Source organism: Cellulosilyticum sp., from assembly GCF_982396655.1.
In genome coordinates this window covers 36,928-49,926 of the sequence record NZ_CEVXFV010000003.1, presented here as the reverse complement: position 1 = coordinate 49,926, position 12,999 = coordinate 36,928, and the positions used below count along the sequence as shown (strand labels likewise).

The 12,999-nt window shown below is 34.0% G+C and carries 10 protein-coding genes; 8 read left to right on the top strand and 2 right to left on the bottom strand.

Translation table 11 applies throughout. The features are described 5' to 3' along the window. The first annotated feature begins 11 nt into the window (after positions 1–11). From AC1VAQ_RS02050 to AC1VAQ_RS02035, 4 genes are all read left to right on the top strand, one after another. Entirely contained in the window at positions 12–785 is a 774-nt protein-coding gene (locus AC1VAQ_RS02050) for a CheR family methyltransferase (RefSeq protein WP_302596254.1), read from the top strand. 390 nt (positions 786–1,175) lie between these two features. Then, a complete protein-coding gene (locus AC1VAQ_RS02045; protein ID WP_302596256.1) occupies positions 1,176–2,477 on the top strand; it encodes a hypothetical protein in 1,302 nt (433 codons plus the stop codon). Positions 2,478–2,540: 63 nt separating this feature from the next. Continuing rightward, positions 2,541–3,749 carry an RHS repeat-associated core domain-containing protein gene (locus AC1VAQ_RS02040; protein WP_479903434.1) on the top strand — a complete coding sequence of 403 codons (1,209 nt, stop codon included), beginning with the start codon at positions 2,541–2,543 and terminating at the stop codon, positions 3,747–3,749. 91 nt (positions 3,750–3,840) lie between these two features. Next, positions 3,841–4,200: a hypothetical protein gene (locus tag AC1VAQ_RS02035; protein ID WP_302596260.1), complete on the top strand. Its 360-nt coding sequence runs from the start codon at positions 3,841–3,843 to the stop codon at positions 4,198–4,200. 289 nt (positions 4,201–4,489) lie between these two features. On the opposite strand, the gene AC1VAQ_RS02030 is transcribed toward AC1VAQ_RS02035, so the two are convergent. Next, positions 4,490–5,494 carry a ribonuclease H-like domain-containing protein gene (locus tag AC1VAQ_RS02030; RefSeq protein ID WP_302596262.1) on the bottom strand — a complete coding sequence of 335 codons (1,005 nt, stop codon included), beginning with the start codon at positions 5,492–5,494 and terminating at the stop codon, positions 4,490–4,492. A 1-nt stretch (position 5,495) separates the two neighbouring features. Beyond that, positions 5,496–6,689, bottom strand: a complete 1,194-nt coding sequence (locus AC1VAQ_RS02025; RefSeq protein WP_303243786.1) for a class I SAM-dependent methyltransferase — start codon at positions 6,687–6,689, stop codon at positions 5,496–5,498. A gap of 245 nt (positions 6,690–6,934) precedes the next feature. Between AC1VAQ_RS02025 and AC1VAQ_RS02020 the strand changes: the two genes are divergently transcribed. From AC1VAQ_RS02020 to AC1VAQ_RS02005, 4 genes are all read left to right on the top strand, one after another. After that, positions 6,935–9,424, top strand: a complete 2,490-nt coding sequence (locus tag AC1VAQ_RS02020; RefSeq protein WP_302600078.1) for a 3'-5' exonuclease — start codon at positions 6,935–6,937, stop codon at positions 9,422–9,424. A 68-nt stretch (positions 9,425–9,492) separates the two neighbouring features. Beyond that, positions 9,493–9,984 carry a methylglyoxal synthase gene (locus tag AC1VAQ_RS02015; protein WP_302600077.1) on the top strand — a complete coding sequence of 164 codons (492 nt, stop codon included), beginning with the start codon at positions 9,493–9,495 and terminating at the stop codon, positions 9,982–9,984. Between the two features lie 206 nt (positions 9,985–10,190). Continuing rightward, positions 10,191–12,413, top strand: a complete 2,223-nt coding sequence (pflB, locus tag AC1VAQ_RS02010) for a formate C-acetyltransferase (RefSeq protein WP_479903433.1) — start codon at positions 10,191–10,193, stop codon at positions 12,411–12,413. A 202-nt stretch (positions 12,414–12,615) separates the two neighbouring features. After that, positions 12,616–12,999: a hypothetical protein gene (locus AC1VAQ_RS02005; RefSeq protein ID WP_302600075.1), complete on the top strand. Its 384-nt coding sequence runs from the start codon at positions 12,616–12,618 to the stop codon at positions 12,997–12,999.

The window sequence follows — 12,999 nt, the reverse complement described above, 5'->3', positions numbered from 1 at the left end:
GGGGAAAACATATGAATTACGAAGGGTTTAAGGTGCAAGTGCTAAGCCTCACAGGTATTGATTTAAATTGTTATAAAGAAAATCAAATGAAAAGACGCATTGATGCACTTATTAAAAAAAACGGCTGTGATGGCTACAATAGCTATGTACAGCTTATCAAGAAGGATTGTAAAGCATTAGAAGACTTTGTGGCATACTTAACGATTAATGTAACAGAGTTTTTCAGAAATCCTTCTCAGTGGGATATATTAGAAAAAAATATTATTCCGCTTTTAATGCAAAAGAAAAGTACGATTAAAATCTGGAGTGCAGCTTGCTCTACGGGGGATGAGCCATACTCATTAGCAATGACACTTGCAAGTCTCATGCCACTTACAAGTTTTCAAATTACAGCAACAGATATTGATAAAGAGGTACTAGAAAAAGCTAAGGTAGGGATTTATACTGAACGCAACTTAGTGAATATACCGGCTAAATTCAAAGATAAATACATGATGAAGCAGGATGATCATTATGTGGTTAAGCAAGAGCTTAAGCAAAGAATTACATTTAAACAGCATAATTTATTAAAAGATCCTTATCCATCAGGCATGGACCTTATTGTATGTCGTAATGTCCTTATCTACTTTACAGAAGAAGCTAAAAAAGACATTTATATGAACTTTAACAAAGCTTTAGTAGATGAGGGAATCCTATTTGTAGGAAGTACAGAACAAATTATCATGTGCCAAGATTACGGATTTGAACCGAATAAAATATTCTTTTATCAAAAGAAAAAAAAGTAGTAGAGAAAAATGTGTTACTAGACTAAGTGAGTTAGTTTTGTAACACATTTTTTTGTGATTAAGTAACAGTATGTATAGAAAGGAAATTGGGTAAACTGTACACTTATCGTTGGGCATAAGGTAAAATTACATAAAGTAAAAATTTAAAAATAAAGTAGGAGAAATACATGTAATATGGGGATAACATAGGTTCTTATTCTATAGCTAATGGTGGGCAAAATCAGGTAGTTAATGAGAGGGAGGATACTAAAGAATATATTTCACTATTAACAGGAGAACTGACCTTAAATGTAACTGATTTAGAATTACCAGGACGAAATGGCATGGACTTAAAGATTGGTCGTATATTCCGTTCAGAAAACGCGATGCCTGGTCAAAAAAAATATTCATTTGCTTGAGGTATATGATATAAGCGCAAGTGGTGTTAAGAATAAGTCCATTCGTTATACATATGATAGTAAGACAAATGCCTTTGTTGAAAAAGAAACAGAAGTAATAGATGGACAGACACGCGTCACAACTTATAATTATGAGTATATTCAAGGCGAACCATTATCTGTAATAGATGCTAATAATAATCAAACAACTTATAGTTACTATCCAAATGGTAAAGTTAGAAGAATTACTTATCCAACTTATAAGGAAAAAGACAATAAAAGTTATTATAAAGAAGAAGTTTATTCATATAATGCTAAGGATTTAATTGCCTCTGATATTAATCGCTCCCTTTGTGAAGTAAAAGTGCAAAATTATAAGGTGGCAGTAGATACTAAAGATGCTACATTGATTAACTCAGAAGTTATGTTTTGTGATGATAAAGGACAAATTTGGCGAAGTTTAAAGAATGATTTTTTAACTCAAAGATTAAATCTTAATGTAGCTGATTATATTAGAGATGCAAATAATCAAATTATAATTGAAAGAACTAAAAACACTTCTGGAGAAGCTACCTATGATGAAATAGTATATGCATATGATGGCGTAGGAAGAGTCATAAAAGTTACAGATGTATATAATAGTCAGTATGTTATTACTTATAATGATATAGAAAGAAGTAAGTTTGTTCAGTTTTTACCTAACGGGGGAAATAGTGAAAATCATTATAAAGAGTTTTATGATGTAAAAGGTAATGTGATTACTCAGCAGACTTATCCAGATGGGATAAATAGTACGCCTATTAAGATAAGTAAAGAATATGATATTGCAGGCAATCTTGTTAAACTTATAAGTCCTAAAGGGTATGTAACATCCTATGAGTACAATCCTTTAAATCAAATTACAAAAGTAACAGATGCTGAAAATCAAATCAGTGAGTATACATATGATAGTTATGGTAATAATTTAAGTTTCACACAAAGCGAAGAATCTAAAACATTTATCCATACCAATGCATATAATGCGGCTAATGAACTGATAAACACAACATCACCTAGTGGCAGAATAGCAACTTATACTTATGATAAGTTAGGAAATGCGTTAAGTGAAACCACACCATCTGGAAAGACTATTTATAGTACTTATTATGGCAATGGTCTTGTAGCTGGTACAAGTATTGAAAATAATAATAGAGCTTATTTCTATGATGTTAATGGCGCAACAACGGGTATCACTGTTACTGGTGTGGGAAAAAGTATTACAAAAAATAATACAAGTAATGGCTTAGTATTAAGTAGAAGTGTAGATTATAAATAAACTCAGTTTGCTTATAATACAAATAATTATCTTACGACTTTAACAGATCCATTTGGACTCACAGTGAATTATAGCCAGGACCGCTTAAATAGAGTTAAAAACGTTCAGCTAGATGGCAAAGTATTTACATATGACTACTATGCAGATGGTACAGTGAAGACAGTTACTTCACCAGTTGGTAGCGGTCAGCTTGTAAGTAGCTATAGTTATGATAATATGAATCGCCTTAAAGAATTAAGAAATACTTTAAATGGCACAGTGATCTCTACCTATACATATACTTATGATGCACATAGTAATATTATAAAACTTGTAGAATCTGAGAAATTAACAAATGGTAAAACAAGAAATCGCACAAGCAATTATACCTATGATAAGTTAGACCAACTCTTAACAGTAAATAGTACAGATGGTCGTAATATTACTTATGCATATGATTCAAGAGGCAATAGAAGCATTACAAATGCAAAATCCATACTTGAGACATTGGAAGCAGAAAGTCTATTAGAACTTTCAGAAGAAGAATCAGAAGCGGTTTCCAATACAGAGAATGCATTAGAAACAATAGAGACAGAACACATAGAAGATGCTACAATACAAAAAAGTTTAGACGAAGTTGCAGATGAGGCATTAGTAGTTGAAATAGCAGAAGAAAAAGAAACAGCAGCACAAGAAGGTTCATCAGAGTCTACAGAACAAGTTAGTGTAAATACAGCTGAAATAGAAGGCCAAGAAGAAGCACTAGCAGAAAATATAGTACCACTTAGTGCAGTAGATTTAATCACAGATTTAAGCTTTAATTACAATGCATTTGATGAATTAAACCAGTGTCAAGTAGGGGGTAAAACATATACCTATAGCTACGACGCAGAAGGCATTCGCGTAGCCAAAGAATCAAACCAAGGTACTGTGAAATACTACCATAATTACAATGGTGAAGTAATTGCAGAAACTAATGAGACAGGGCAAGTTACAGCTCAAAATATCTGGACAGACCGTATACTTGCCAGAAAGGTAAATAGTCAGTATTATTATTATGTAACTAATGGACATGGTGATGTCACACAGATTATTAATGAGCAAGGTCAAATTATTAATACCTACAAATATGATGAGTGGGGGAATATACTAGACCAAGTAGAGGGTATCAATAACCCTATTCGTTATGCGGGTGAGTATTATGATGAAGAGTCAGGACTTTACTACTTACGTGCAAGATACTACGCCCCAAGCATTGGTAGTTTTATCAATCATGATGAGCGAACATATTAAGTTGAGTATGTAAAGGAAAGTTTGTGCATTTAAATTATAAATAATACTAACTCACATAAAGGATACACCTAATACAGCAAATGTATTAGAAATGATAGCGACAGAAGACATAGTAGATGCTACAATAGATGAAAGTTTAGACGAAGTTACAGATGAGCCATTAGTAGTCGAAGTAGCAGAAGAAAAAGAAACAGTAGCGCAAGAAAGTCCATTAGAGTCTATAGAACAAGTTAGAGTAGATACAGCTGAAATAGGAAGCCAAGAAGAAGCGCTAGCAGAAAATATAGTACCACTTAGTGCTGTAGATTTAATCACAGATTTAAGTTTTAATTACAATGCATTTGATGAATTAAACCAGTGTGAAGCAGGTGGTAAAACATATACTTATAGCTACGACGCTGAAGGCATTCGAGTAGTCAAAGAATCAAGTCAAGGTACTGTGAAATACTAACATAATGACAATGGTGAAGTGATTGCAGAAACTAACCAGGCAGGGGAAGTTACAGCCCAAAACATTTGGACAGACTGTATACTTGCCAGAAAGGTAACTGTGAAGCAACAAAGTTAGGATGGGATTCCCAAAAGGGAAACTTAACTGAAGTAGCATCAAATAAAAGTATAGATGGATGCAATATTTCTTATAAAGAGTATAGAAGAGCTTTTAAGTAAAATTGAAGATTAGAAATAAGTGATGCTAAATTATAAAGGGATATGATGAAATCGAGTTTCATCATATCCCTTTAACTTTGAAAGAAATAATAAAATAATTGATTCACTACAATGGCTTTAAACTCTTCATCTGCTTTATAAGCTACGTAGAAGTTTTTAGCGTTATCATACCAAAGTTCATTAGATGCCTTAAATGTTGTATAAAGTTTAAAATAAGTATCTAACTTTTCAATAAAGCATTCGTCTTTAGTCGCCTTACGTTTTAAATCAGAAGGAACAAAGGCTGCTAAAGACTTGTGCATAAGTTGATGTTGTGAAGGAATATAGTAGTAGTCTTTTATAGGCGTTAATGGCTTTTTGAGTGGCACTTTATAAAGTGGGAGTGTGGCGCTTAAGGAAGTCCTATCTTTTGAGACTTCAAGGCTTAAAGATTCTGCTTTGAAGGTAAAGCTTGTTTCAAAAGTAAAAGGTAAATTAAAAACGAGCTGCAGCTGTGGAGCCGTCACATCAGTTTCAGCTAAGTAGGTTACTGCATTAAAGCGCTTTAAATGATAAAGCATGTAATATACTTTATAAAATACCAATAAACTTTTAAGCTCATCTAAGTTATGGGCTAAGATTAAGTCTTTATAAATAGCTTCCCCGCAGGCTGCATAAGTTTGATAAAGTTTGACGAGGGTTTTACCAGAAGAAGAAGTTTCTCTTGTAAAGCCTAAAGCTTTTTCTAATTCGGTACGTGTAGGACATAAGAGCGTAAGTGTCTTTTTCATGTCTACTAGGGTAAGGGCAGCAGGAATCGTTAAATTATGGTGTGCTATACGTGCAAGAAGAAAAGGCCAGTCAAAGCTTTTGCCACTATAGGTATAGACGGATTTAAAGTCTTGTGCAAAGTTTATAAAATCTTTGAGTAAATTTTCTTCTTCTTCAGCTTTTTGAAGTGACCACTGCTTAGTCATCACTTCGCCTACTGTATTTAAATAAGTTACCCCAATGCAAACGATATGATGTTTTTCACGGCTTAAACCATTCGTTTCAATATCTAATAAGAAATGTTCCTTATTTAAGAGCTGCTGCATTTTATTTTATCTCTTCTTTGTGCATTAAAGTGGTGTTTATTTCTTCTTTTTGAGGCTGAAGCATTTTTTCAAGAGCAAGTGAAAGGTTTAACGCATCTGCAGTTTGACGATACTTGGCATAAGCCTCTTTAGAAAAGCTTGGACGGTCTTTTAAGAGCGCTTTAATTAAAATATTTTTTGGTGTATGGGCCATATCAATGAACTCAATCACATTTACTTTATAGCCACAAGCTTCTAGCATTTGAGCACGAAGACCATCTGTTATAAGGGCAGCAATACGTTCTTTTAAGATGCCGTGTTTTAAGATTGAAGCAAGGTCATCATTTTCAATTTGCGTATAAGCTTCATGGTGACAGCAAGGGACAGCTAAAATGACCTTTGCACCCCAACCAATAGCTTTATCAAGGGCTGCATCTGTTGCTGTATTACAAGCATGAAGTGAAACGACCATATCTACTGGCTGATTCGTTGTATATTTACCAATATCACCTACTTGGAATTTTAAGTTGTCATAGCTTAGTTTTTCAGCAAGTTCTTGACAGAAAGCGATAACATCTGCTTTAAGATCAAGACCTACAACTTGGACTTCTTTTTTTAAGATTACTGTTAAGTAGTGATAAAGTGCAAAGGTTAAATATGATTTGCCGCAACCAAAGTCAATGATACGAATAGGACGTGCAGTAAGACCACTCATTGAATCTGCGATAATTTCAAGATAACGATTGATTTGTTTGTATTTATCATATTTAGAAGGTTTTACTTTTTCATTTTCATCCATAAGACCAAGTGCCTGTAAGAAAGGAACAGAGTCTGGTGTGTCTAAAATATAATTTTTTTGTCTATTATGAGAAAGAGAAGCAGGCATTTGTTGAGAGGGTGCTTTGCGTTTCATATTAGCTTCACACTTTTTGTTAACAAGGACTTGATAATCTGCTTCTGCAGTGAAAAGCTGAATTTGTTTAAACATATTACCATAGCCTGTAAGTGTATTTATAGCTTCATCCGCAGTTAAATTTTCATGATAAGCTTTGTTATCTTTATAAGTTGTAAACTGAAGTTTTATTTCTTCACCTAAAAGGATAGGTTTAATCGTTACCTTTTTAGGGTATACAGCTTTACGTGGATTACTTAAAGTAGCACTAATAAAAGTGTTGTTTGAAACTGTAGTTTCAATAATTGTAATTAATTGATTCATTATAATTCTCCGCTCTATATAAATAGTAAGATTTTTTTAGTACATATGACATAGACGTTACATTTGAGGGGGGATTGTTTATGAAACTCAAGGCCTATATCACTCAAAATTTGAGCTAATAAGTTAATGTTAGTCGTTTTGTTAGTCATAAGAGAGTTTAATACTTCCTTATGATACTATGAAAAAAAAGGTGATGCAATAAAATATATGGTATAATCTTATAAAGAAGAAACGAGGTGACAACTATGCTGGCAAGAGATTTTGAGAGTTTAAATACAATGCAAAAACAAGCAGTGGAAACGGTAGATAAAAGCCTACTCGTTTTAGCACCTGCAGGAACGGGTAAAACAAAGGTAATTGCCATGCGTACGGCTTATTTAGTGAAACAAGGCGTGTTACCTGAGCAAATACTATGTTTAACCTTTACCAATAAAGCAGCAAAAGAAATGAAAGAACGTATTACTTCTTATATGCCTAAAGAGGCAAAAAATATGACGATTAAAACATTTCATTCCTATTGTTATCATTTAATCAGTCAGGAGAAGGAAGCTTCTCATTTTACATTTCCTTGTACTTTAATTGATGAAACAGATAGCTTAGAAATCCTTAAAAAGATTATTGCCCAAAATGGTTTAAATGATGACGATTTATATTATCCAAGTTTATTAAGTTTTTTTGAAAATGTAAAACGTCATAGCTTAAGCCTGCCTATAGAAGTGCGTTACAATTACCGAGAAGTTATGAATGATTACTTTAAAGAAGATAAAATATGGGAAACAGTAGGCTCAAAAGGTTCAAGAGGCTTTATTCAAAAATATGGCTTACAGCTTTTAAATACCTATACCCGCTATTTAAAGGAAAATAACTGTATCGACTTTATGGATTTGATTGTAGAGGCCAAGTATTTATTAGAGCAGCCAGAGATTTTAAAGAAATGGCAGATGAAATATCATCATATTCAAGTAGATGAGATGCAAGATACAAGTTCGCGTGAATATGAGATTATTAGAAATATTGCCCAGGGGCATTTTTTAGCTATGTTTGGTGATTTTAATCAGACGATTTATGAATGGAGAGGTTCTAGTCCAGCAGAAATGACGGCTAATTTTAAACAAGATTTTCATCCAGAGGAAATTGCACTTACAACAAACTACCGTTCGACACAAACTTTATTAAATGCAGCCAATGACTATATTGCAAGTAGCAGGTTATATCCTATACAGTGTATGCCTAAGGCGGTAGAAAAAGGGAGTCCCATTACAATATTAGAAGCGGAGACTAAAATGGGTGAACTCATAGGCCTAGCAAAATCCGTTAGAGAAAGTAGAGATAAAGGAAGTGTGGCCGTATTAACGCGTACAAATGGTTATGCTAAAGATATTGCGAAATTTTTCAATCACGAAGGTATTTCTTGTACAGTCATTGAGGATACTAAATTTTTTAGAAGAAAAGAAATCAAAGATTTACTGGCCTTCTTTGATTACAGCATTAATATGCGAAATGGTCATGCCTTGCTTAAAATTTGTGAGCATCCGTATATTAATATGCCACAGTGGCTTATTAAAGCATTAAGACAAACGAAAGACAGCTATTTATATCTTCATGATTGGTTTCGTATGGCCTCAAGGGACCCTTATGGAGAATTAGATGAAGCTTTCGAAAAAAATGAAGTTGTTGTACTGGATGTAGAGTCCACTGGGCTTAATACAACCAAGGATGATATTATACAGATAGCAGCTATTCAATATGGGGCAAAAGGCGTAACAAATAAACTGGACGTTTTACTTAAACCGACGAAGTCTGTAGGAGACTCTGTCTATGTCCATGGTTTCACGGATGAAGAACTTGCTAAAAAGGGAATAGCCCCCAAAGATGCCTTAACGCAGCTTGGACAATTTACAAAGGGTAAAGTACTTGTAGGCCATAATATTAATTATGATTTGCAGATTATCAGTAGTATGCTCAGTCGTTATGAGATGCCACCTTTAGAAGGGAAAAGTGTTTATGATACATTAGATTTAGCTTGTAAAGTCTATCCTAAGCTGCCAAATCATAAGTTAGATACTTTATCAAAGCTTATAGAAACAGATTCTAAGCCAAATCATAATGCCTTTTGGGACATCATGGCTACAGGAGAAGTACTTGCCCATTTAAGGCTTAAAATAGCGGAGAAGAAACAACAACGCTTAGAATATCTAGAAGCTTACTATTGCTATGTTCAAGAATACAAAGAAAAGGTTATGGCACTGCGAGAATATATTATCAGTCATACGATTTTAGAGAGTATGAGTTATATGATGAATGTTTGTGGATTTAAAGGCTTTTATGATAAGAAACAAATGGAAGGTTTTAGAGAACTATATCGTATGATTGAGGGCTTAAATGAAGAGGAACTTTCTATTCAAGATAATATCATTAACCTTTTAGCTTTTTCAGCACTTCATTATAGTGAGATTGAGCAAAGTGATCTCTTTAAAGGTCGTATTCCTATTATTACAGTACATCAGGCAAAAGGTCTTGAATTTGATGAAGTGTACATTGCTGGATGTAATGATTGTGTATTCCCATCTTACCGTAGTGTTAAGGAGAATAAACTTACAGAAGAAATGCGCCTTTTTTATGTGGCAATAACACGAGCAAAGCAGCATTTATATATTTCTTATCACCATGAAAAGAAAAAAAGCATTTTTATTGATAAAATAGGAAAAGAGTATAAAAGTTACAAAAAAATCTAGTCAAAGTAAGTAGTGTTTTATATAATATAAATTAATATACGAAATTTATACAGCTAAGGGAGACAACTATGGATAAAGATTATACACTTGTAACGATGCAGAAACAAAAAAGCATTGCACTGATTGCACATGATAATCGTAAGCAAGATATTATTGAGTGGGTACAAAATAATAAGGAGATTCTTGGTAAACATTTTTTATGTGGCACAGGAACAACAGCAAGACTTATTGCAGAAGCAACACAGCTTCCTGTAACAGCTTATAATAGTGGGCCACTTGGTGGTGATCAACAGATTGGTTGCCGTATTGTAGAGTGTAAAATTGATTTTATGATTTTCTTCTGGGATCCACTTGCTTCACAGCCCCATGATCCAGATGTAAAGGCACTACTGCGCATTGCAGCATTATATGATATTCCAGTAGCTACTAATCAATCAACAGCAGATTTCCTGATTACCTCACCACTTATGGAAACAACATACGAACGTAAAATCATCGATTATGCAAAAAGAATTCGTCGTAGAACAGAAGCTTTTAACAAAAACGAAGAAATGTTGTAAAAAAATATAATTTAATAACATATTGCTAGTTAACATAAAGTGTGTTAAACTAATAGCAGAACAGGGGTGTATACTGTATACATAATTGTTCTGCTTTATTTTTTAATAGAAAAGGTATTTTTAGACTTTTCTATATTTTAATAAACTTACTAGAATTTACATCAAAGGGGGTGTAGTAGAAGTAAGTACTTACTTCTACGTAAAACATGACTTATTGGAGAAGCTTTAAAGAAGGTAAATGGCAAGAAGAAATTAACGTAAGAGACTTCATCGTTAATAACTACACAGAGTATACAGGCGATGATTCTTTCTTAGCAGGTCCTACAGCTGATACAACAGCTTTATGGGAAAACCTTAGCGAACTTATGCTTAAAGAAAGAGAAAGAGGTTGTTTTGCAGATACAAAAACTGTAGCAACAATTACATCTCACGCTGCAGGTTATATTGATAAAGATAAAGAAAAAATCGTAGGTCTTCAAACGGATGCACCACTTGTAAGAAGTTGTCACCCATTCGGTGGGATGAGAGTAGTAGAAAATGCATTAAATGCATATGACTACGAAGTGGATCCTGAAATGAAAGAGATCTTCACAAAATATAGAAAAACACACAATCAAGGTGTATTCGATGTATACAACAAAGACATCCGTACAGCTCGTAAAGCTGGTGTTGTAACAGGTCTTCCAGATGCTTATGGACGTGGACGTATCATTGGTGACTACAGAAGAGTAGCTCTTTATGGAATCAATCGTCTTATTGCAGAGAAAATGAAAGATAAAGAAGCTAGATCAAAAGTATTCACAGCTGAAACAATGAGAGACTGTGAAGAATTAGCAGAACAAATTAAAGCATTAAACGAACTTAAAGAATTAGGCCAAATGTATGGATTCGATTTAAGTAGACCAGCTGAAAACTTCCAAGAAGCTACACAATGGTTATACCTTGCATACCTTGCAGCTACTAAAGAGCAAGATGGTGCAGCAATGTCAATCGGTCGTACATCTACATTCCTTGATATTTATGCTGAAAGAGATTTACAAGAAGGAAAATTAACAGAAGAAGAAGTTCAAGAAATTGTTGACCAATTCATCATGAAACTTCGTATCATCAGATTCCTTAGAACTCCAGAATATAACGAATTATTCTCAGGAGATCCAACATGGGTAACAGAATCACTTGGTGGTATGCTTGAAGATATGAGTGCTTCACTTGTAACTAAAAACAGCTTCCGTTATCTTCATACACTTTACAACATTGGACCAGCTCCAGAACCAAACTTAACAGTACTTTGGAGTGATAAATTCCCACAAGGTTACAAAAACTTCTGTGCGAAAGTATCTATTGATACATCAGCTATCCAATACGAAAATGACGATTTAATGAGACCACAATTTGGTGATGACTATGGTATCGCTTGTTGTGTATCTCCAATGAGAATTGGTAAACAAATGCAATTCTTCGGTGCACGTGCTAACCTTGCTAAAGCTGTACTTTACGCTATCAATGGTGGTGTAGATGAAAAAACAGGTATCAAAGTAGTTCCAGGCATCGAACCAATGACAGACGAAGTTTTAGATTACGATAAAGTAATGAAAAACTACGAAATCACAAAACAATGGGTTGCTAAAACTTATACAGATGCACTTAACATCATTCACTTCATGCATGATAAATATGCATATGAAAGAATTGAAATGGCACTTCACGATACAGATATCGTAAGAACTATGGCTTGTGGTATTGCGGGTCTTGCTGTAGCAGCTGACTCATTATCAGCCATCAAATATGCTAAAGTAACACCTGTAAGAAATGAAGAAGGTCTTGCAGTAGACTTCAAAATCGAAGGTGAATACCCAGCATACGGAAACAATGATGATAGAGCTGACTCAATTGCAGTTGCACTTGTAAAAGACTTCATGCAAGAAATTAGAAAACACACACCATATAGAGATTCTATCTATACACAATCAGTTCTTACTATTACATCAAACGTAGTATATGGTAAGAAAACAGGAGCTACTCCAGATGGACGTAAAGCTGGTGTACCATTCTCTCCAGGTGCTAACCCAATGAACGGTAGAGAAACGAAAGGTGTACTTGCTGCATGTGCTTCAGTTGCTAAACTTCCATTCGAAGATGCAAATGATGGTATCTCTTACACATTCTCTGTAGTACCTTCAACAATCGGTAAAACAGAAGAAGAACGCGTTGCTAACATGGTAGGTATCTTAGATGGGTACTTTGGACAAACAGGTCAACACATTAACGTAAACGTACTTCATAAAGATGTATTATTAGATGCTATGGATCACCCAGAAAAATATCCACAACTTACAATCCGTGTATCAGGATACGCTGTAAACTTCGTTAAATTAACAAGAGAGCAACAATTAGACGTTATCAGCCGTACATTCCACGAAAGAATGTAATTATTTCTTTGCTGAAATGATACAGTAAAACTATAAAATACGCTTCTAGCCTTAAAGGTTAGAGGCGTATTTTTAGTTAAAAAGAATTATGCCTATTGCTTAAATACAGGGAATGGTGTAGTATAAAAATGAAAATAAAAAATAGTCAATAAAATATTTGATGCATATGATAAAAAAGAGGTATCTCTGAGGAGAATATAAGGTGGGGAGTATATTGAACAGTCAAAGTAAGCGCATGAAAAAACATAGTCAGATTGTGAGTATAGTGCTCATAGTAGGATTATTAATAGTAGTGAACTATTTGGTGACTATTCAGATAGAAAAGTATAATCAACTTACTTTGCCCTCAGCTGCTAATGAACAAATAGGGACTTTGCCTACTCAGATTATTATAGGCGAATCGGTAAAGCGCATAAGACGAATTGTACCTAGCATAGAGATAGACTTTTCAAGAACTAATGGGTTAATTGAAAAGTATTTTATAAAATGGCAAAATGATTATATGTGTCATCGTAAGTCATACTTACAACAACGGCTTTTAATGCTGTATATGCATGAGGAGGATGGAAAGAAGCAGGCCCCTTAA